The organism is Helicobacter sp. NHP22-001 (assembly GCF_030270165.1).
Lineage (GTDB): Bacteria > Campylobacterota > Campylobacteria > Campylobacterales > Helicobacteraceae > Helicobacter > Helicobacter gastrofelis.
In genome coordinates, this window is record NZ_BSWS01000007.1 from 14,036 (window position 1) to 35,272 (window position 21,237).

General features: G+C 45.4%; 22 protein-coding genes. 12 read left to right on the top strand and 10 right to left on the bottom strand.

The window, feature by feature from the left end; genetic code table 11:
- Positions 1-397: 397 nt before the first annotated feature.
- On the bottom strand, positions 398-598 hold the full coding sequence (locus QSJ47_RS05980) for a hypothetical protein (RefSeq protein ID WP_221272465.1): 201 nt from the start codon (positions 596-598) through the stop codon (positions 398-400).
- A gap of 539 nt (positions 599-1,137) precedes the next feature.
- Between QSJ47_RS05980 and QSJ47_RS05985 the strand changes: the two genes are divergently transcribed.
- Together QSJ47_RS05985 and QSJ47_RS05990 are read left to right on the top strand one after the other, a co-directional pair.
- Positions 1,138-1,275, top strand: coding sequence for a hypothetical protein (locus tag QSJ47_RS05985; protein ID WP_285602751.1), 138 nt, complete (start codon positions 1,138-1,140; stop codon positions 1,273-1,275).
- A 313-nt stretch (positions 1,276-1,588) separates the two neighbouring features.
- On the top strand, positions 1,589-3,889 hold the full coding sequence (locus QSJ47_RS05990) for a TonB-dependent receptor family protein (protein WP_502875126.1): 2,301 nt from the start codon (positions 1,589-1,591) through the stop codon (positions 3,887-3,889).
- 166 nt (positions 3,890-4,055) lie between these two features.
- Here QSJ47_RS05990 and QSJ47_RS05995 read toward each other — a convergent pair whose 3' ends face one another.
- From QSJ47_RS05995 to QSJ47_RS06025, 7 genes are all read right to left on the bottom strand, one after another.
- Positions 4,056-4,343 (bottom strand): outer membrane beta-barrel protein, encoded by a 288-nt coding sequence (locus tag QSJ47_RS05995; RefSeq protein ID WP_285602753.1) that lies wholly within the window; start codon positions 4,341-4,343, stop codon positions 4,056-4,058.
- A gap of 17 nt (positions 4,344-4,360) precedes the next feature.
- On the bottom strand, positions 4,361-4,933 hold the full coding sequence (locus QSJ47_RS06000) for an outer membrane beta-barrel protein (protein WP_285602754.1): 573 nt from the start codon (positions 4,931-4,933) through the stop codon (positions 4,361-4,363).
- Between the two features lie 261 nt (positions 4,934-5,194).
- A complete protein-coding gene (locus tag QSJ47_RS06005; RefSeq protein WP_285602755.1) occupies positions 5,195-7,069 on the bottom strand; it encodes a methyl-accepting chemotaxis protein in 1,875 nt (624 codons plus the stop codon).
- A 78-nt stretch (positions 7,070-7,147) separates the two neighbouring features.
- Entirely contained in the window at positions 7,148-7,690 is a 543-nt protein-coding gene (bioV, locus tag QSJ47_RS06010) for a pimelyl-ACP methyl ester esterase BioV (protein WP_285602776.1), read from the bottom strand.
- Positions 7,690-9,342, bottom strand: a complete 1,653-nt coding sequence (locus QSJ47_RS06015; RefSeq protein WP_502875127.1) for an AAA family ATPase — start codon at positions 9,340-9,342, stop codon at positions 7,690-7,692. The genes bioV and QSJ47_RS06015 overlap by 1 nt, the downstream gene beginning before the upstream one ends.
- Positions 9,329-10,576, bottom strand: coding sequence for a tRNA (N(6)-L-threonylcarbamoyladenosine(37)-C(2))-methylthiotransferase MtaB (gene mtaB / locus QSJ47_RS06020; protein ID WP_285602757.1), 1,248 nt, complete (start codon positions 10,574-10,576; stop codon positions 9,329-9,331). The genes QSJ47_RS06015 and mtaB overlap by 14 nt, the downstream gene beginning before the upstream one ends.
- Positions 10,573-12,177, bottom strand: coding sequence for a mechanosensitive ion channel family protein (locus tag QSJ47_RS06025; RefSeq protein ID WP_221272569.1), 1,605 nt, complete (start codon positions 12,175-12,177; stop codon positions 10,573-10,575). Before QSJ47_RS06025 ends, mtaB begins: the two co-directional genes overlap by 4 nt.
- 104 nt (positions 12,178-12,281) lie before the next feature.
- Between QSJ47_RS06025 and QSJ47_RS06030 the strand changes: the two genes are divergently transcribed.
- The 5 genes from QSJ47_RS06030 (at position 12,282) to QSJ47_RS06050 (ending at position 15,878) form a co-directional block, all read left to right on the top strand.
- A complete protein-coding gene (locus tag QSJ47_RS06030; protein ID WP_285602758.1) occupies positions 12,282-12,746 on the top strand; it encodes a hypothetical protein in 465 nt (154 codons plus the stop codon).
- A gap of 81 nt (positions 12,747-12,827) precedes the next feature.
- Entirely contained in the window at positions 12,828-13,256 is a 429-nt protein-coding gene (rplM, locus tag QSJ47_RS06035) for a 50S ribosomal protein L13 (RefSeq protein WP_285602759.1), read from the top strand.
- Between the two features lie 4 nt (positions 13,257-13,260).
- Positions 13,261-13,650 (top strand): 30S ribosomal protein S9, encoded by a 390-nt coding sequence (rpsI, locus tag QSJ47_RS06040; protein WP_285602760.1) that lies wholly within the window; start codon positions 13,261-13,263, stop codon positions 13,648-13,650.
- Between the two features lie 20 nt (positions 13,651-13,670).
- On the top strand, positions 13,671-15,038 hold the full coding sequence (locus QSJ47_RS06045) for an MATE family efflux transporter (RefSeq protein WP_285602761.1): 1,368 nt from the start codon (positions 13,671-13,673) through the stop codon (positions 15,036-15,038).
- Positions 15,039-15,044: 6 nt separating this feature from the next.
- The gene (locus QSJ47_RS06050) at positions 15,045-15,878 is read left to right on the top strand and encodes a J domain-containing protein (RefSeq protein WP_221272456.1); all 834 of its coding nucleotides are present in this window, start codon (positions 15,045-15,047) and stop codon (positions 15,876-15,878) included.
- Here the strand turns inward: QSJ47_RS06050 and QSJ47_RS06055 are convergent, their stop codons facing one another.
- Positions 15,879-16,094, bottom strand: coding sequence for an HP1242/YdcH family protein (locus QSJ47_RS06055; RefSeq protein ID WP_221272455.1), 216 nt, complete (start codon positions 16,092-16,094; stop codon positions 15,879-15,881). It abuts the gene before it with no gap.
- 77 nt (positions 16,095-16,171) lie between these two features.
- On the opposite strand from QSJ47_RS06055, the gene QSJ47_RS06060 reads away from it, so the two are divergent.
- The 5 genes from QSJ47_RS06060 to QSJ47_RS06080 all read left to right on the top strand — a co-directional run bounded on the left by QSJ47_RS06060 (position 16,172) and on the right by QSJ47_RS06080 (position 20,884).
- On the top strand, positions 16,172-17,413 hold the full coding sequence (locus QSJ47_RS06060) for a hypothetical protein (RefSeq protein WP_221272454.1): 1,242 nt from the start codon (positions 16,172-16,174) through the stop codon (positions 17,411-17,413).
- Positions 17,414-17,478: 65 nt separating this feature from the next.
- Positions 17,479-17,877, top strand: coding sequence for a hypothetical protein (locus QSJ47_RS06065; protein ID WP_221272453.1), 399 nt, complete (start codon positions 17,479-17,481; stop codon positions 17,875-17,877).
- Positions 17,878-17,964: 87 nt separating this feature from the next.
- On the top strand, positions 17,965-19,305 hold the full coding sequence (locus QSJ47_RS06070; protein ID WP_285602762.1) for an FAD-dependent oxidoreductase: 1,341 nt from the start codon (positions 17,965-17,967) through the stop codon (positions 19,303-19,305).
- A gap of 441 nt (positions 19,306-19,746) precedes the next feature.
- Complete coding sequence (locus QSJ47_RS06075; RefSeq protein ID WP_221272451.1) at positions 19,747-20,439, top strand: Bax inhibitor-1/YccA family protein; 693 nt, start codon at positions 19,747-19,749, stop codon at positions 20,437-20,439.
- A 4-nt stretch (positions 20,440-20,443) separates the two neighbouring features.
- Positions 20,444-20,884 carry a thiamine-phosphate pyrophosphorylase gene (locus QSJ47_RS06080; protein ID WP_285602777.1) on the top strand — a complete coding sequence of 147 codons (441 nt, stop codon included), beginning with the start codon at positions 20,444-20,446 and terminating at the stop codon, positions 20,882-20,884.
- A 50-nt stretch (positions 20,885-20,934) separates the two neighbouring features.
- Here the strand turns inward: QSJ47_RS06080 and QSJ47_RS06085 are convergent, their stop codons facing one another.
- Positions 20,935-21,105 carry a hypothetical protein gene (locus tag QSJ47_RS06085; protein ID WP_285602763.1) on the bottom strand — a complete coding sequence of 57 codons (171 nt, stop codon included), beginning with the start codon at positions 21,103-21,105 and terminating at the stop codon, positions 20,935-20,937.
- Positions 21,106-21,237: the final 132 nt, after the last annotated feature.

The window sequence follows — 21,237 nt, forward strand, 5'->3', positions numbered from 1 at the left end:
CAATTCCCCTAAAGGTGCAAACCATGGAAGCTTCTTAATGTCATCTTAAACTCCTTACATACTTTTGCTATTTGGTGATACCTATCTCAAACACAAACCGAAGTGTTCATTAGCTCTCACCCTATCTAACGAATAGAAATGTTTTTTGGTTCTAAAAGATGTAGCTATTAAGAGTGGTGGTGGGGTGTTGCATGGACTTTTGATGGTGGAGCTTACTAAATCAACCGAAAGGGGTCAAAGAAAATTATTGAAAGTTTGAAACGATCGGGTTATTGACATACGCCCAAGCGTGCTAAAACCAAGTGCAAATGAGCGCAATAAAGAAAGAGCTCTTTAGAGCTTTAACCCCGATGGACTTTATTGCCAAGAAACTGCATAGACACTTTAGCGAATGGCTTTAACGCACCATAAAGTTAAGACTGTCTACAGACCCCAAGAGCAAGCTAAAGAGAATTATAAGCCACTTTTGACGCGCGCCTTTTTCTTTCTCCATGAGCTGGGCGTAAATTCTAGGTTCAATGCGTTTTTTACCCGTGTCTTTGGTAATCACATTGCCTTGATAGCCATAGACATCGTGTTTAGGTTTGCCTCTCTCCATGCATTAAACTTTTATTCAACTCGTAACCACGCTGTATACGAAGCTCCCAACATCTTAAAAAGATTCTTACAAAATCTTTACAAGCTCTCTTAGTGTTTTCAGCATAAAAAAATCAAAAAAACGCCCATAAAACCAATAGATAAGGATGGAAGTCCCATCGTTTAAAGCAATGCCATGGATACTTAAGTCCTCACCTATTGCTTTATCTTGTGGGCTTAAAGTTTTTAAGGGCGATGTCCTACGCTATTTCACACTAAAACTCACAAAATGGCTTTCATTAAGGCAAAAAAAGATCTGCTTAGTGGCGCAATCTTTGGGCAAACCCCTAGACCAACGCACCCTAAAATTTTGACACATTGGTCTTAAAACTTTGAATCGCTTGTTACGATCTCTGATAGAGTAACCTTGATTATTCTAAATTGAAATAAAACACAAATTTTAGATAAAATACCCCCGCCTAGTTAGAGCTAGGTAATATTTTAATTGCAAAGGATACGCAATGACACACGCTGATAAATGTTGCCACAATCACGAAGGGCATGCACAACACGAAGAAAACCACCACCATCATTGTTGTGGAGACCATCACCACCATCATGCAGATGAACACCATCACCATGGGCATGAGGAACATCAAGCCTAGCTTTTCATCTCCCGGCTATGCCGGGGTATCCTAAGTATCTCTGTAGTTTGTTGTCCATTAGATATGTCTTATATCAGTTGGTAAGAATCACTCCACACGCTTTGCTTGTTCTCTAAAGTATCAATTATATACCCTCAAGTGAGGTTTATATGGATTTGGTGCGTGCTCTGGAAGAAAAAGAATTTTTATATGGCGCAATTTCCATATACGAACTTTTATGCTGTGAAAATAGATCACGACCCTCGCAACATCAATTATAGTATTTAATATTATTCTTATAATTGTTGTTGTATAAGTAGCGTTTGTTTTCTATTATTTCTCTACTGGAGTGTTGTATGCATAGGTGTTTGACATTATTGTGTGGAAGTTGTCTAGTGCTAGGGGCACAACAAAGCATTAAAACCCACCGCTTGCAAAGGGTGGAAGCCACGGGTAGGTCGGTCAATGAAGAAGCCCCCAAAAGCTGGCGCAGTGAAGAAGTGAAAAATTATTTGGGTAGCCAAACGATCATTTCACATAAACAACTCACCCAGCAGGCTAACCAAAGCATTGAGGAAGCCTTGCAAAATGTCCCCGGGATCCACATTAGAAACGCCACGGGGATCGGAGCACTACCCAGATTTTCGGTGCGGGGCTTTGGGGGCGGGGGCTCAGGCAACAGCAACACGGGCTTTATCCTCGTTAATGGCATCCCCGTTTATGCCGCCCCTTATGCCGACATCTCTATTCCCATTTTCCCTGCCACTTTCCAAATGATCGACCGCATTAGTGTGGTTAAAGGAGGCGAGAGCGTGCAGTATGGCCCTAACGCCTTTGGGGGGGTCATCAACATCATCACTAAGCCCATTCCCTATAAATGGCAAAACCAAGTGGCTGAACGCATGACAGCGTGGGGCAGGGCGAGCAATGGGGGCTTTGTGGGGCCAGAGAGTAAGGGGCAACCTTTCATCAAAACTCTAGCCAATAACTTTTTATACAACACCTATTTAAAGAGTGGAGGCATGATCAACAAGCACTTTGGCGTGCAGGCGCAAGCCAACTACATCACAGGGCAGGGCTTTAGAGCAAACAGCCCTAGCACGATACAAAACTACCTCTTAGACTTGCTCTACCAGATCAACGAGAACAACAAAATCACCGCCAATTACCAATATTACAGCTTTGACATGGCAGACCCGGGGTCAATGGCTTTAGCTGATTATCAAAAAAACCGCTTTGCCAACACCCGCCCCAACAACGCTAAGAGCGGTAAAGCGATGCTTTGGAGCGTGCGCTACCAAAATTTCTTTGAAACCCGCCACTTTGACGGGGACTTCACGCTCACCTACTACGGGCACACCATGAGCCGCGATTTTCAGCTAGACTCCAACTATTTAAGCGTGAATACCAACCCTGCCGTAGGACACATTTACACCGATGAAAATTACAGCGGGTTTTTCATCGCCAACCACGCCAGAACCTACCTTATTAACGCCATTGAGCCCGCCTTAAACCTGCATTTTAGCCACCCTATTGTGAGCCAAGATATCAAGGTCGGCATGCGTTTTATGCAAAGCAACATGCTTTTTAAAACCCTGCAATCCACTTGTGAGGGGGCTAATGGCTCTTGCACCATGAGCCCTTATGTGCTCATCAAAAGCCCGAGCCAAAATGTCAAAATGGACAACAACTACACCGCCGTGTATTTGAGCGACAAACTAAGTTTTTTAGGTGGCAAAGTCGTGGTTACCCCGGGCTTGCGCTACACTTTTTTAAACATCCATAAAAGCATCCCCACCAAGCATAACTTCAATCTATGGAACACCACCAAGGAGCCGGGCAACCAATTTAGCCCCGCACTCAACATCGGCTACAAACCCTTAGACGGGTGGCTGCTCTATTGCAACTACCGCCGCAGTTTCATCCCCCCACAATTTAACATGACCACCATCGGGGCGTTTTCCTCTGACTACACCCAAACCTTTAACGAACTAGAGGGTGGCTCACGCTACAGCTATAAAAATATCCTTAGTTTCAACGCTAATTACTTTGTGATTTTTGCCAAAAACTATTACTCCGGCGGCTATAGCCCCGGACCCTTAAACGCTAGAAGTCAAGGCGTGGAATTGGAGCTTTACTACGCCCCCATTAGAGGGCTACAAATGCATTTAGCCTACACCTACACGGACGCACGCGTTACCACCAATGCCCTAGACAAGACCAAATACTTTGTAGGGATCGTCGATCACCCCTTTAACCTCAAGGGTAAAAGATTGCCCTATGTAAGCCCTCATCAATTCATTTTTGATATGAGCTACACCTACAAGCACACCACCTTTGGGCTCTCTAGCTACTTTTACAGCCGCGCCTACTCCTCTGTGCTCAACCAAGCCAGAACCCAAACCGCTTGTTTTAAGCTTAACCCGAGCAAGAATGCGGGCATTTCTCAGGGCTGTAACAGCGTGGGGCTCTTGCCGTGGTATTGGGTGTGGAATGTCCAAGTGAGCCAAGTGTTTTGGCAAAGTGGACGGCATAAAATCACGGGGAGCTTACAAGTGAATAACATTTTTGGCATGAAGTATTATTTTAGAGGGATCGGCACAAGCCCCGCTGGCTACCAGCCCGGCCCGGGGCGTTCTGTAACAGCCTATCTAAGTTATGAGTTTTAAACCCAAAAAGGAGCAAGGGCGGGATCCACGCTCATCCCGAGCTCTAGGGGCCGCTGATGTGTTTTGCAGCCCTAACGAATACATTGACCGCTCAATTTAACTTCAGTCCTAGTAGGGCAGAGATGACTAGACAGCCACACGCCAAACCTACAGACCCCAAACACTTCTAGAAGTTGTAGACATAGTTCCAGTAGATGGACACATTACGCCTAAAAGTGTGGGTTATTTTACTGCCCTTGCCACCGCAGTAAGGACTAGTGCCATATCCACAACTGCTGCTGTCGGCTTTGGTGAATGTCGCCGTGAAGTAGGGGTCATTAATGGTGGGGACACGCACACCAAATTCAAACCCTTGGTGCTTGGTGAGGTTGGTGCGAAAGCCCATGTTGACCACGAATTGCACATAGTTGGGCGAGTGTTTGAGTGCGAGATCAGGATCTTTGACCTTTGCCAAGTTCCCCATATATTGGTTCATAGTCCCACAACCGGTGCCTTCAGCTGGATCTTTTCCCACCTACAGCTAGCATTTCCGGATGGTTGACCCATTAACCATGAGCTCCCCCCAATCATCACACCGGCAAAGAACCCAAAGGTGCGATCGCCCCTCTCATACAAGTTAAAGAGTGCATCCATGCCCACGCCATAAAACAAGTTTGCAGAGGGCTGGTTAACATAGCTGGTTCCAAGAGCTGAACCCATACCGCTAAATTCTCCTCCTTGTCCGCTAAACATGCCATAATAGCGCAAGCCAAAATGCCTTTTCTTGCCGAAAAATTGCTTATAGCCAAACTGCAGATCCACGCCATAGAGGTTGCCATTGTAAAGGGCACCCATCACATTTCTGCCATGTTCGCCGTAGGTGTTCGTAAATCCATTAGTGGTAACACGCTTAGGCGTTGGAAGGGGCGTGTTGTCTACCGAACGTATCCCCGAGAAATTAGAATATTGGAACCCTCCTTCCACATACGCTCCGCTCTTTTCAGCACCAAGACTCGACACACATACACACACACCACAAGCAACCATGGCTTTTCGTAAAAGCATGTAACTCCTTTGTACTGAACTTATAAAAGCAAAGATATCTTAACTAAATTTTTTATTAAGCACAAAAAATACAAAACTCAAGCCACATAGGATCGCTGCCTTGTTACCTTAAGTGCCATTTGGTTTAGGGTAGCCGCTTTTTTGCTCTTGAGCTCTGTTTACAAGATCCAAAAAATACACATGCTTAAACTGGGCTTGTAGGTGATAGCGGTGTAGGGGATCTAGGGCTTAAAAATACAGCCACACGCAGTAGAGCGCATGTTAGACATTGAATTTAGCCAATTCTTGATCGAGCACCTGCGCTACTTTATTTAAGGATTGGCTAGCCTTACCCACATCTTGCACACTTTGGTAGTTGAGTACGGCTAGGCGGTTGATCTCTTGGATGCTCTGCACAATCATTTTTGTGGTGCTAGCCACACCTTTAAACCCCCGCACATCTTCACTAGTGGCACTGATCACGCTTTGGATATTTTCCACATTTGAATCGACCATTTCTTGTAAAGAGCGTGCAAGTTTAGAGATTTTTAAAATCTCTTGGGCGTTGCTGTGTAAATCTTGGCTGATAGTGCCTATACTCTGCACCACTTCGTTGATGGTGCTGGTGATCTCAGTTAAGCTATTTTGGGTTTTTTCAGCTAGTTTTCTAACCTCATCAGCCACCACCGCAAAACCTCTGCCATGTTCGCCTGCTCGCGCCGCTTCAATGGCCGCATTCAAGGCTAATAAATTTGTTTGTCCTGCAATATCTGCAATCAAAGTCAAAACAGCTTTAATGTTCTCGGTGTTCTTGGAGGCTTCATCCAAGCGGCTAGAAAACTCCGTGCCTAACTGGGCGTTGTTGGCTAGATTTGTGCTAAAGGTTTGGATTTGGGAGCGGATTTTTTCTAGAGTGCTGTCCGTCTGCAGAAGGTTTTGGTTGTTTTTGTCTGCATTTTCCACTCCTCTTAAAATATTGTCAATGACACGATCGCCGTTTTCTAGGGCAGTGTGGATAAGATCTTTGGCTTCTTGGGTGTGCTGTTCCACGGTGTTTACACTTGTGTAAAGGACATTGGCGATTTGATTATTCTGCACGCCCAACTCTTTTATTTTAGAAACCATACCTTGTATTTTTTCTAATAAAAGGTTGATATTGGTTGAGATGGTGGCGATTTCATCCTTGCCTTTAATTTGTAGGCGTTTGGTCAAATCCCCATCATCTGAAACCAATTGGATGATCAAATCACGCAACTGGATGAGTGGGCGGCACAAAACTTCAATCACTCCAAAAAGAACAAAAGTCACTAAAACTAAGGCGATGACAGAAATAAAAAGCATCGTCGATTGGACGCCATGTAGATTTTTAAGTGCGTCTTTTTTAAAGACAACAGAAACCACTTTCCAACCTAAACCATCAATGGTGCTATAGGTGTACAACTTCACCCCCTCCTTGCCGTTTCTCTCAATGAAACCAGAAGAAGTGCTTAAAATCTGCCGGCGCAACCCTTGGTCATTGGCATGGTACTCACTACCCTCTTGATAAACCGATGAGCCCAGTACAACCCCATTTTTATCCAAGAGATGCACCCTTTGCTTATTAAAATAAGTATTGATGATGGATACCAAAAGACTATCCAAATCAACATTCAAAGCCAGCACACCCTTAAAAATACCTTTCTGTCTTAAGGCCAAAGAATAGGTAACAACGATTTTTTTTGTGTAAGCGTCTATGTAGGGTTTAGAGATGGAAACATCCATAGCGGCCTTGGCATTTTGATACCAACTACGTATCCGTGGGTCGTATCCCGTGGGTTCATTGCCTTGTAATTTAATGATACGCCCGTCCTCAAAGGCTACATACATGTCGGCGGAGTTCATGTTGTCGTTTGTGAATTCTAGAACTTGTTTCACCTGCCCAGTGTCATTTAAAGACATCTTTTCAAAAGAATGGGCGGTCTGGCGCAAAATAGAGAGAGTATTGCGATCCCATTCTTTAATCGTGGAAGATAAAATATTGATATTGGTTTTGAGCGAGGCTTGCGCTTGCTGAGTTAAGTTGTTGCGGATTTTCACCCCGATGATCACGATGGTGGTGCCAAACACCAAAATGAGCAACACCGCCAACACTGAAATGATTTTTGTCTTGAACCCCAATCTTATATTTAAACCCATCAAGACTCCACAAATTATGTTAGAAAAGCAAAAGGTCCATTATAACAAAAATTAGTATTCCTAAGAATTTTCTTGTAGGAAATGCCCATAACCCTTAAATTGCCACACACACGCATGGGGCTTAAAAAACCCTAGTGCCTCCTTAGGCTCTAAGAGCGGATCGGCTAAACCCAAAAACACCTCCACACAAACACCCTTGCTTTGCAAAAACTCTAGTTTTTTAGGGTCTAGGGGGGTGTAGAGCAAATCCTCTAAATCCTCAGCACTGCCTAAATGCGTGTAATTTTCTAGATTTGAGTTTTTTTGTAACATATCCGCCCAGCCAATGTTTTTAAAAAAGGTTTGCATGTAGCCTTTAGGGTCTTTTTTATAGCTTAAAACTTGTAGGCGTTTAAAGGCGGGGGGTTTGAGTGCCAACATACAAGGCGAAATCAACATGAGCTTTTGCACCCTTTGCCCTTCTTTGGCTTTGCCATAAGCACACTCTAAAGCTTTAAGAGCCCCATAGCTAAAGCCCGCCATGTCGTAATCCCCACAATCTTTTAAAATCCACGCAAACAGCCCCCTCTCCCCCCTAAAGCCAAAGCCACTAAAATACACCATCACACAAAAGAGCGCAAAATCTCTTGGATTTGGGTTTTACTTAGCTTCTCTTTATCCAATAAAGCCTGTGCCATTGCCTGTACTTGGGCTCTAAAATTGCCTAAAAACTCTCGTTGTTCCGCATAAAGCGTGCTTAAGAGAGCCTCTACATCACTTCGATCCCCGATAAACTTATGCCCCATGCCATACTCTTCGCACATCTTTTTAGCGGTTTCTAGGGCGTGCTTTAAATCGTCCTTAGCCAAAGTGTAACTTTCTTTAAAGAATAAATCCAGCACAATCATCCCGCTTAAATGCACCTTAATGCTGTTGTTCATCTCACTCTTGCTCAAAATACGCCGATCGCTTGCCACCAAGAACTCCCCCACCAAGAGCACCTTATCAAACTCCACCTCTAGCCAGTAGGCACTAAGGGCTTTGGCACTTTGATAAAGGGCGTATAAATTCTTTTCTTGCTCGCTCAAAGTTACATTTTTCTTTTTACCAAAGGCGATTTTGTCTTTGACCTCTAAAATGTCCTTCATGCTAATTTGTGCCGCGTTGCGTCTTAAAGCATTTAGGGCGCTTTCATTCACCAAAGAAGAGAGCATCGCCCCACTAAAGCCCACACAGATTTTTGCCACCTCCAAACAATCTAAATTGTGTTGTTTGTCTTGCAAATAAGACTCTAAAATCTGCACCCGCTCTTCTAAGTCGGGCAGAGAAATAAAAATACGCCGATCAAAGCGGCCACTTCTTAAAAGAGCCTCGTCCATCACATCGATTTTATTCGTCGCCCCGATCACGATCACCTGAGAGCTTTCCTCAAAGCCGTCCATCTCGGTTAAAAGCTGGTTGAGCGTGGCTTCTCTCTCATCGTTGCGCTGGTGTCCTCTCGCCTTACCCACCGCATCGATCTCATCGATAAACACAATGGACGGGCTAAAGGCTTTGGCTTTGGCAAAAAGTTCTCGCACCCTCTTAGCCCCCACGCCCACATAAATTTGCACGAAGGCGCTCCCGCTGTGGTAGAAAAAGGGCACTTTCGCCTCAGCGGCTAGGGCCTTGGCGATCATCGTTTTACCCACCCCCGGTGGGCCCACCAAGAGCACCCCCTTAGGTAATTTGATCTTTAAATCTTGGTATTTTTTGGGATTTTTCAAGTAATCCACAATCTCGTATAATTCCTCTTTGACCTCCTTCGTGCCCGCCACATCTTTAAAGCGGACACTGGGCAAAGTGGCGTGCAAAGGGGGCTGTGGGGTGCTTGGGTGTGCTTGGGTAGCGTCCACAGAGGGCTGCAGCAGTGCCTTTTTGTTCCAAGCCAAGCGCAAAACCACCGCCAAGAGCACTAAAAAGAAAAAGATGATCACGACATTTAAGAGTTCTTGCGTGGTGTTGTCCTCGGGCAACACCTCAATGGGGATATTCGTAGGAAATTGCATGGAGTCCGTCCAGCCCAAACGGGCGGTTTTATACACCTTAAAGTGGGTTTTTAGGTAAATGTAGCGGCTGTCGATCTTAATGCTTTGGATTTTTTCGCTGCGTAACAGGGCGTTAAAGTCTTGGATACTCACCAGCCTAGTAGGTTCTCTAAAAAACAAAAACACCACAAAGACCACACCCACCAAGAGCGCAAAGCAGCCGATGATCGCCTTTTTATACCGCCGCAAAGTTTGAATCAAGCTCCACCTCGTAATCTTTCAACAGCACCCACTGCCCCCGTAAATCCTCGTTAGAGCTTAGGCGTATGGGGTTAAAGAATTGATCATGCCCTAAGTAAAAGCCCCCCTTAAGCCCCTCCACCAGCACCTCTAAAGCCACGTCCCGATCCTTTAAATTTTGCCTAAAGGCTAGGTTGTTTTCTTGCACGCACTCTTTGATCTGCCTTAAACGGGCTTTGGCAATGTCGCCTCTCACGCGATTAGGCATTTTACTTGAGGGCGTGCCATCGCGCACGCTGTAAATGAAAGGGTGGATGTGTGTTAGGGGGAGTTGTTTAAAGTTCTCTAGTGCCTCTTGCCAAATGGTTTCGTCCTCATGCGGGTGGCCTACGATAAAATCCGTGCCAATGGCAAAGCCCTTAGAAGCGACTTTTTGCAAAAGGGCTAAATCCATGTGTGTGCGGTTGCGCCGGCGCATCCAGCGTAGCATGGTGTCGTGGCTGTGTTGCAGGGCGATGTGTAAATGTTTTTCTAAAATGGGGTGATCAAGTAGCTCTAAAAACTCGCTATCCATTTGGGCGGGCTCTAGACTGCCGATACGCACCCGCTTTATGGGGGTTTTGGCGATCTCTTTAATGAGTTTGGCTAGGCTATCCCCATAATCTAGCCCGAAACTGCCGACATTCGTGCCCGTCAAAACCACCTCTAAAACCCCACTATCGGCGAGCAAGTCTATTTGCTTTAAAATGTGTGCGCGCTCTAAACTACGCGACTTGCCCCTCACTTGGGGGATGATGCAATAACTGCATTTAAAATCGCACCCCTCTTGGATTTTGACAAAAGCACGGGTTTTACCTACAAAGCTTTTTAAAAGCGTGCCCTCTAGCTCTTGTTGTTTATCCTCGTAAAAAAAACCCTCTTGGCTTAAAAGGCGGTTGATTTGGGTTTTATGATCGTGCCCAAACACCCCACTCACTTGCTTGTTTTCTAAGAGTTTGCGTCCCTCTTTATTTGCCCCGCAACCGGTAAAATAGACTTTTTTATCCAAAGTGTGCATTTTTTTGGCATACGCCCTTGCGCTATAGTCTGCGTCATTGGTAACAGTGCAAGAGTTTAAAACCACAATATCCGCTAAATCCTCGCTTGTGGTGCGCTCAAAATCCTTTAAATGTGCGAGCATGACTTGCGTGTCGAATAAATTGGTGCGGCAACCAAAGGTTTTAAAATAGACTTTTTGTTTCATAGGCGTAATTCCTTGCTCTCAAAAACGCTGTTTTTGTTCCCAAACCCATCGCCCGCGCTCTGCACGAATTTAGTCGTGCTGTAGGCGATGAAAATATCCGGTTCTTTTAAAAGTGCCTCGATAATATCACTAGAAATCTTAGATTTGAGCGCAAGCGTGGCGTAAGAGTTGGTTTGGTACCACACGCTGATGTGGATACCCTCCTGCTCGAGCACCATAAACACCCGTGGGTTGGCGCTGGTGTTGCGTAGGGAGTATTTGGTGCGCATGTTGTTCATTTGTTTATAGGTCATTTCGGTGTATTGCTTGGCTTGGGTGTTGGCGATGTCTAGGGCGATTTGCATGGCCTTTTTGTAATTCGAGTCAAAGGTAACACAAAAGACGATCCCATCCCAAACGGTTTTCATGCCAAAGTGGCTGTAATTGCAAAGTAGATTGCTAAAGATGTAGTTGTTGGGGATAAAGATGATACGCCCCGCCCGGCAATCGTTATTTTTGTAGCTGGTGAGCGTGACATCCTCTAAAATCGTGGTGTAAAGGGCAGAGATGTCGAGCACATCGCCCACATAGGCGTGCCCCTCTTTCACCACCTTGATGCGATCGCCCACATGGATATTGCCCTCAATGAGGATCATAAACCACCCTAGCACGCTCATGAATAAATCGCGCATGGCAATGGCGATCCCGGCACTGGCAAAGCCCAGCACGGTTACAAGGTAGGACACATTTTCCAAGTAGGCGAAAAGAAAAATCAACACCACCACATTGGCGTTGACAAAGTTGATCGCCTTGTTGATCGTGTAGGCGCGCTCGTTGCTGTGGATGTATTTATGGCTGATGACCTTGAGCACCCACGCTAAAACAATGCTGACTAGGGCGATCAGCACCACATAGATCAGTTTAAAGATTTGGTCCTTGATTTGGGATTTAATGTTGGACTCGGTTTCTTCAATGTCCTTTAGGTAAACATCCATGCTCGTTTTTAAGAGATTTTGCGCCCCTTGCAATTCGATCTTTTTAACCTGCTCTTGGTAAATTTTCTTAGCTAAGTGTTCTTGTTCTTGCCCCCTTTGTAACTTCTCTAGTTGTGTTAAAACCTGTAACTTTTGATTGATCAATGTCAAGACTTCGTGCAAGCTCTTTTTGTGGTGCTTCATGGTGGTGTATTTGGCTTTGATTTGCTTAATAAAAGAAATCCCTGTAACGATGGCGATGGGGTTGGTGATGTTGGGGATGTTGGCGATGCTGGGCTTTTCCACCAATTCTTTAAAAGGGTTCATTTTGTACTGCTCGAGCAGCTCCTCTTGGTATTTTAGGGCTTGCAAGGTATGGTTTAGGGTGCTGATTTGGAGAGTGTCTTTGTTTTTCTTGTTTTTTTTATTTTTAAGGGTTTTGAGTTTTTGTTGGATAGTTTGGATTTCCTCGTAAATTTGCTCATAACTCTCAAAATTACTGAATTTTTTTAGCCAAATGTTATCGCTCGTTTGGAGCTTATGATCTAAATGTCCTACCTCTTCTTGCAAGCGTTGGATTTGTGTATTTTCTTGTCCTACAAGATAGCAAAGACAAGCACACAGCACCAAAAAAACTTTAAACAAAATGTCCCCGATAAAATAGATTTGAGAGTGTAGTTTAACACAAGAAACCCTTACTTTCGCTACATAAACCCTACAATAAGATGCTAAGATAGACAAAAAGGCAATGCATGCAAAATCCTTCTAATAAAATGTCTAAGGTCAGAAAATGGCTTGTCAAGTGGAAAACCCGCTCTTTAGGCAAACGTTTAAATATTTATATTCTAATCTTATCCGTGCTGCTCTTTTCAGATCGGTGCAATTTGCAAGCGCAATTGGAGAAGGCTAAAAGTTACCTCGAAAGCATGCTAAATGGTCGTTTGGCGACTTGGGTTTTTGAGCGTATTTGCGTGAACATCGCCGATTACGCCCTAGATGAACACTTGTACTTGAAAGACCGCATGCGGGTATTTGAGCTGTTGGTGCAAAACATACAGCTTTACCACATTGTTTTAGACATGTGGAACAATGAGGTTTATCAAGACCAAAAAGACATCTTAAAAATCGCTGTGCAAAACGCCTACGACAAACGCTATAGCCTAGACGCTGAGAGCCAAAGAGCGTTGACCTATCAAATGCGTTTGTTTAAAAAGTAGCTTTAATTTCGCTTAAATTCAAGTTATCTTAAGGTAAAAAGGCTAGAATAGGCTCTTTTGATATTTGACAAGGAATACGGGATGCAACTCACTGAGTCCATGAAAAATACAGACATCAAGCGCGATTGGGTCGTGCTGGATGCAAAAGACCAAGTTTTTGGGCGACTAATCACCAAAGCGGCGACCCTACTTAGGGGCAAACACCGCCCTTGCTTTACCCCCAATGTAGATTGTGGGGATTTTGTGGTGATCGTCAATGCCAGCCATGTGAAGTTTTCAAGTTTAAACAAGCTCAAAGATAAAGAGTACTTCACCCACTCGGGCTATTTTGGTAGCACGAAAAGCAAAACCCTAGAAGAAATGCTAGAAAAAAACCCCGAAAAACTCTTTTATCTAGCGGTGCGGGGCATGTTGCCTAAGACGAAACTTGGGCGTGCCATGATCAAGAAACTCAAGGTCTATAAAGATGAAAAACACCCCCACACGGCTCAAGTGGGCAAGAAGGATTAAGTAGATGACAAAAATTTACGCCACAGGCAAAAGAAAGAGCGCGATCGCCAAAGTTTGGCTCACGCATGGGGACGGGCAGCTAGACATCAATGGCATGGATTTAAACACTTGGCTAGGTGGGCATGAGTCCATTAAAATGAAGGTCATGCAGCCCTTAGTGCTCACCAAACAAGAGGGCTTGGTGAGCGTGAAAGCGGTGGTCTTTGGGGGCGGTTACAGTGCACAAGCTGAAGCCTTAAGGCATGGCATTTCTAAAGCCTTGAATCTCTACGACAGTGCCTTTAGGGCAATTTTAAAACCCAAAGGCTTACTCACAAGGGATTCTCGCGTGGTGGAGCGCAAAAAATATGGCAAACACAAGGCACGCCGCAGCCCACAATTCTCTAAACGCTAGGGAGCACACAAGGGGGGTGTGTGGCTGTTGATCTAAAAACCACGCCGATCCCTAGGCTTTTTTTCTACTATTTTATCCCCCTCGCCTTTTCTATGATTTCTTTGTCTACCTATTCCATGATCGATGGTATGTTTGTGGGCAACAAGCTGGGTAAAGATGCTCTTGCTGCGATCGGGGTGTGTTGGCCCATTTTCCCCACCCTGATCGCCTATGAGTTGCTCTTTGGACTGGGGGCAGCCTCGATCGCCTCGTATTTTTTAGGCAAAGATCACATCAAGCACGCCCGCTTGGTCTTTAGCTCGGTTTTTTATTTTGTGGCGATCAGCATTGTTGTCATTAGCTGGACTCTCGTGCCCTTCACCGATCATATCGCCAAAATGCTAGGTAGCTCTAATCTGCTCTTACCGATGGTGTCGATCTATCTCAAGGTGATTTTAATGGGGGCGGTTTTTATGGTCTTGCACCCCTTAGCCGATGTCTTTGTGGTGAATGATAAACGCCCCATCTTGGCGATGGTCGCCATGCTGGTGGGCTCTCTTACGAATGTGCTGTTTAATTACCTCTTGCTCTATGTGTTTGAAGTGGGCATACACGGGAGTGCGATCGCCACGGTGCTCGGGCATGCGGTGGGGTTCTTTGTTTTGTTTTCGCATTTTCTTTTAAAAAAAGGGCAATTATACTTTGTGCGCCGTTTCAACTGGGCGAGCGTGATCTCTTCAGCCAAAAGCGGTGTGCCCCAAAGTGTGTCCGAGTTTAGCGCCGCTGTGGTGATGTTGCTCTTTAATTGGATGATCATGCACACTGCGGGGGAGCGGGGGGTGTCGATCTATGCCATCATCATGTATAATGGGATTGTGTTTTGGACGACCCTGCTTTCCATAGGGCAGGGGATACAACCGATCGCTAGCTTTAGCTATGGGGCGGGGCGGCTCAATCGTGTGCGTGCTGCCTTTAGCTTTGGGCTTAAGGTGGCTCTGTGCGCGGGCGTGGGGCTTTACATTGTGTTTTACTTTTTTGACAGCTACCTCATTAGGTTTTATGTGGATAAAACACGCCTCTTAGAAGATTTTTCCTTTTTAGCCGACACCAAGAGTGCCATGGATATTTATTATTTCGGGCATATTTTCTTAGGAGTCAACCTCTTTTCTGCCATCTTTTTTCAATCCATACAGCGTACCAAGAGCTCGTTTCTTATCACCATTTGCGAAACCATCGTGTTTGTCGTGCTCTTGTTGCCGATTTTAAGTTATTTTTACGGGCTTAAGGGGATTTGGGTCGCCTACCCGCTTTCGCAATTCTTGGCTCTAATCGTAGCGGTATTTGTGGTGCGTTATGAACGCCAAAGGGGGACCTTTCACAAAAACACCCTAGAAAAAAACATGTTATAATACGCCATGCAAATCAAAACGAAGTTAGCAAAAACCCTCCCAGCTCCCCAAAGAGCCACGTCTGCTAATCAGTTTATTGAGGTGTGCCTAGACTCCTCTTTGTATGCCAAAACAAGCTTGTATCTAAGAAAACACTTCCCCGAGCATGTCAGATTCAAGCACACCTTGATTTTACTTGAAAAGGCAGGTCTCAAAAAAGCCTACTTGCTCAACCGCTTGTTCTACGCCAAATACGCCTTGCACCCCTTTAACTCCCCTGATATGTTTAACCTCTTACTAGAGAAAATTCTAAGCAACGCCCATTTGCCCGTGGTGTTTAAAGAGAGTTACACCTCTAAAATCAAGTCTAAATCCCTATTGGCCCTCGTGCCAAAAGTGGAGATACAAGCCATTTATATGCACTCTAGATTGGTGTTTTACTACACGCATTTTTTGGCTCGGGAGTTTTTACATAGCGTGTTCGCACCCTTTATTTTGCTTGAAACCCCCTTCAAAGATAAAAGCAATAAAAAGAGCTTTCTACACGAAACCCACGCCCATTTGGACGCCCTGCAGGTGTTGATGTCGCTGAAAAACCCGCACTTCAAGCACGCTTACATACAATTCATCTACCCCACGCAAAAGCTTTTTTTGACAAAACAAGAAGAATTAATTTTAAAAGCTCTGCGCACGCTAGGGCTAGGTGTGATGCACTCTAAAGAAGAGATTAAACGCCGCTATTTAGAGTTGGCCAAGCTCTACCACCCCGACACTGCCCCCTCCAAAAAGCCCCACCACAACATCCGCAGACAACGCTTTTTAGAAGTGACGGAAGCCTACAAAGTTTTGAAGAACTTGTAGCTAGTTCGCACCCTTATGTTCTTGGATCATGCGGTAGATCTCATCTTTCAGGTGCAATTTCTTCTTTTTGAGAGCAGCGACCTTGAGTTCATCGGTGCTGTGCGATTCTAAAGCACTGATTTCATCATCTAGGGCATTGTGTTCCTCAAAAATCTTATGGAAGTGGGGGTTTTTATTGCTGAGTTCCTTGATTTCTTCCCTATACTCGTGGAACATCTCTTTCTCCTTTCTAATAAACTAATAAGGTTAGTCATTATAGTATAGCGTGCCTTTTATCGGCTTAAAGGATTGCCATGTTCTCCCTTAAACCCCGCATTTTTTGGCTTTTTTATTCTCTCTTGTGCCTTAGTCTGCACGCTTCTAATATCGCTGAACACTTGCGCTACAATTTGGGCTTTAATTTATTCATCATGGACCACGAGGGCTACACGACCTATTGGCCGGACACCAACACCACGCTAAATACCCGCCTGACCCCCGAATTTGGCTTTGCTTTCAACACCAAAAGCGTGGAGCAAAAGCTCATGGTGGGGGCGTTCTTTTTCCAAAACATCCACACCTACCAGATGAACTTCCCCTCCAAGTGGGGCCCCACACTCTATTACCAAGCAAGGGGACATTCTTTTAACTTCTATGGGGGGATTTTCCCTAGAAAATACCTCAACGGACACTATCCTTTAAATGTTTTTGCGCCCTACTATTGGTTCATAGACCCCAATGCACGGGGCTTTTTATTGCAATACAGACCGCCCAAAAACCCCTACAAATCCACCCACCTAGAAGCCGAGTTCATGCTCGATTGGTTTGGGGGCAACTGCTACACTTGTAAGTTCGGGCACAACGATGCACACAATGGCATGGACCGCTTTAGTTTTATGGGTTATAGCGAATTAAAGACTTTAAAGGGGTTTTTGATTTTGGGAGGCAATGCCGAGTATTTCCATGTGGAAGACCAATTCTTGTTAAATTGGCCCAACACTTCGGGCAATATCCCCCGTGGCGGGCATTACTTGCTTGATCGTCTCTACTACCAATTCTACGCCAAGAGCGACCTATTAAACGCTGCCCCCTTTATGGATAGATTAGATTTTTCTCTAGGGGTGCTTGCGAATCTAGAGCGCTTGCGCAAAATGGAGATGTCGACCGATTTTAAGATAAGCAATGGCTTTTTCGCCCAAGCCAACATGCAATTCAAGGGCTTTGGGATCAGCGATCTCTTTTTTGCAAGCAAATATGGACAAAACGCCTACGAGGACAAATACAACAATCTCTACATAGACGAAATTTGTACGGCCTCTAAAAACTACTGCCCCACACCCATTTACCGCGGGGTCGCCTTTTTCCAAGCCCCGCTTTACAACCGCTTGGACATTTACTACGAATTTAGAAGCTCCTTTGCCAGCATTAAAACCCAATTTGTCTACAACACCATGAGCAACTACCACACCACGCAATCCTCCTACCAAGTCTACTTCACCGTGTCCCTAGACAGCTACGACTTACTCAACTTTATTTTGCGCAAAGTCCACCGCTAAAGCAAACTGCCGATATAAAGCTAGGCGTTAGCCAAACTAGGCTTGACCTAGTTAAAGGAGTTTGCATGCCCGTATCCATCCCCGGTAATTTAACCTACATCAACCAAAACGCCCCCTACAGCTCCATTGTCAACCAAAACGCTTTGCCTAAAATCTCCCAAATCGACCAGCAGGTCTTTTTAGAACGGCTGCAAAAAGTGGAAGCCACCCGCGCCCTTGAAGAAAACAAGGCCATCAGCCCAGACAAGGAAAACCCCCCCCACCAACCCCCCAAACAAGAGCAGGAGTCCCAAGAGCAAAGCACAACCCAAGGCGATGCCGACACCCGCTACCAAAAAGACAAGGACAAAGAGCATTGCTACCATGGGCATTATTACAGCGACAGCGAGCTGGAGCGGGCGGTGGAGAACACCGAAGAGCTCGAGCAGCTTGTAGACCCGCATGTCCTAGATATTACGATTTAGGGGTTTTTAACAATACCTGCATGGGGGGCAACTTTAGTCCAGTGGTTGTAACAAGCATGCTAGCATTGTGAAAACGAAGGAGATTTAATGCGATTTGCGTATGATTTGGTTGTGATCGGGTTTGGCAAAGGGGGCAAGACTTTAGCTGCCGCCGCCGCAAAGCTAGGCAAAAAAGTCGCTCTCGTTGAAGCCAGTAAGGAAATGTATGGCGGGACTTGTATTAATATCGGGTGTATCCCCTCTAAAGCCCTCTTGCATTTAGCGACCCATAAAAAGGGGGCGAGTGGCTACAAGGAAGCCATAGAAGCCAAAAATAAAATGGTTGCCTTCTTGCGCCAAAAAAACTATGAAGCCCTGCTAGACGCGAAGGTGCAGGTGATTGATGGCACGGCAAGCTTTAAGGACAGCCACACTTTAATGCTCTATCACAATGACAGCTGCCAAGAAATCAGTGCAGATTATATTGTCATTAACACGGGTTCGCTCCCCATCACCCCCCAAGTGCCCATCCACTCCGATAAAGTCTATGACAGCACCTCTTTAATGCAACTGAGCACCTTGCCGGCGCATTTAGTTGTGGTTGGTGGGGGCTACATAGGCTTAGAATTTGCCAGCATGTTCAATTTGTTTGGACGCACCCCTAGCAAAAACACCACTAAAGTGAGCGTGCTCGTGCGCGGGGCAACCCTTTTGCCCAAAGAAGACCCCGCGTTTAGAGAGAGCATTTACGAATCCTTGAGCCAAAAGGGGGTTAAAATCCTCTGTGGTGCTGATCTCAAAACGATTGAAGGCGATTGTATCCACTACACCCAAAGCGACCAAGAAAAAACCCTAGAAGCCGATGCAATTTTACTCGCCATAGGGCGCACCCCCAACACCGCCACCTTACAACTTGAGCGGGCGGGTATTGAGCTAGGGGCACAACAAGAAATTTTAACCAATGAGTTTTTGGTGGCAAACGCCCAAAGTGAAGGCAATATCTACGCCATCGGTGATGTCAAAGGTGGCGCAATGCTCACCACTTACGTCAGTTTAGACGACTACCGCATCGTTTACGATCACCTTTTTGGTGCAAAAAGGCGATCGATCCATAACCGTAATGTTTTACCCGAAGTGCTTTACATTGAAACCCCCTATAGCCATGTGGGCTTAAGGGCACATGAAATCAAAGACAAGACTTTTGACACCCACAGCCTTAAGACGACAGCCATCCCCGGGGCAAGGGTGCTAGAGGACACCACGGGGCTACTACAAGTCTTGGTAGAAGAAGGCACAGAACGCGTTTTGGGTGCAAGTTTACACTGCCCCCTATCTTATGAATACATCAACCTATTTAGCCTCGCCATAAACCAAAATCTAAGCTTTTCTACCCTTAAAGAGATGATTTACACCCATCCCTCCATGATGGAGAGTCTCAACACTCTTTAGTGGTATGAAAGGTCATTAAAGCCTTTGGGATATAAAAACACCAAAGAGTTTCTAGCAGTGTGTCCCTATGATGGGTCTAATTCTTAGTTTTTAGTGCGCACAATCAAAGGGAAGGCGGTTTTTGGTTACCCACAACCAGCTGCCCCTCTCTTGGCTTTCACTTCTTGAGGAGTAGAGTCCATGCATGCTGTCGCATTTAAAAGAGATAGTTTAAGGTATTTAGGTAGTGAGATCATTGTTTGTTGCCAAGACCCTATGGGTGTTTAGCGTATAAAATCCGTGCTGCGCGCCGACAGATTCACCTAAAACCATTAATCAGCGACTACCAAGCAATTTCCTTCTAGCAAATTATCTTTATGTTGTAAGAATCCGTATTTAAGCAAGGTATTAAGGGTGTTTAGCTAGAATCCCGTTACTTTTTTGATATAAAAGGAGACCTCCATGGCCTTGTACGACAGACAAGTACGCGAAGGCGTGTCATCGTCTTACGCAGAACAAAATGAAACTGCCTTAGTTAATTTTGTCAAAACCACTTATAAATTCTTTGCCGCTAGCCTACTCTTGGCCACCATTGGTGCGCTCATTGGCATGATGCACTTTCAGGTGGTCGTGCAATATAAGTGGGCGTTTTTCATCGGCGAAATCGCCGCTTTCTTTGGACTCATGTTCACCCGCAGAATGCCCACGGTTAACTTGCTCATGCTCTTTGCTTTCGCCTTTTTATCGGGCATCACCTTGGTGCCTTTGCTAGGCTTTGTGATCGCACGCTCAGGGGCGAGTGCCATTTGGCAAGCTCTTGGCATGACAACCATTGTTTTCGGCGTGATGAGTATTTACGCCATTAAAACCAAGAGCGACTTTGAGAGCATGGGCAAAATGCTTTTCATCGCCGTGATTGTGGTGATGGTGGCCTCTTTAATCAACCTCTTCTTAGGCTCGCCCATGATGCAAGTGGCGATTGCGGGCGTGTGTGTGGTGCTCTTTAGCCTCTTTGTGGCTTACGACACCCAAAATATCATCAAAGGGGCTTATGAAAGCCCTGTAGAAGCGGCGGTGGCTTTATATGTGGATTTCTTAAACATCTTTGTGTCCCTCTTGCAAATCCTAGGCATCATGGGAGGGCGCAACGACTGAGCCCATCGGCCGTCTTTTAGACGCGAACTTAAACCGCTTTAAAGAGGGGGTGCGGGTGGTCGAGGACACTCTGCGCTATCTCTATGATAACAAGGATTTGGCTTTCCGTTTAAAACAAGTCCGTCACCAAGCCACCGCAGTTTTTATCCAAAATGGCATCAGTTTTTTATGGCTCTACGCCCAGCGCGATAGTTTAAATGATGTCCTAAGCCCTTACGACAACTCACCTCCCAAGGGGTCTTCATGTTTGCATATGTTGCAGGCCAATTTTAAACGCGCGCAGGAGAGTGCACGGGTGCTTGAAGAGTGTTTTAAATACCTGAACCCTTCCAACCCTAAAGCCCCTAGTTTTAAAACCTTGCGCTACACACTCTATACCCTTGAAAAAGAATGCATGGCTTTTTTAAACGATTTACCAAAGAGTGGCTTTTTTAGTGTAGAATAACCCCACCTAGAGCGATCTAGTGTAAAATTTATTTTTTGGAGGATTTTATGTCAGACGAATGCTGTCACGATCACGCTGAGGGTGGGTGCTGCCACGATCACGAAGGGCATGGTGAACACCACCACCATCACCACCATCACCACTACTACAGTGGGCATCACCACCACCATCATCACCACCATCACGGAGACGGTGAACACCACCATCACCACAACGGACACGAGGGTTAACCCTTACCCCCGGCTTTGCCGGGGTGGCTTAATTATCTAAGTTTATCCGCTCGATCTCTCTCGTTATTATCCTGTGTTTCTGTGTTATTGTGGGTTCGGTGTGTTCCCTCGTTGGTTTTTTGC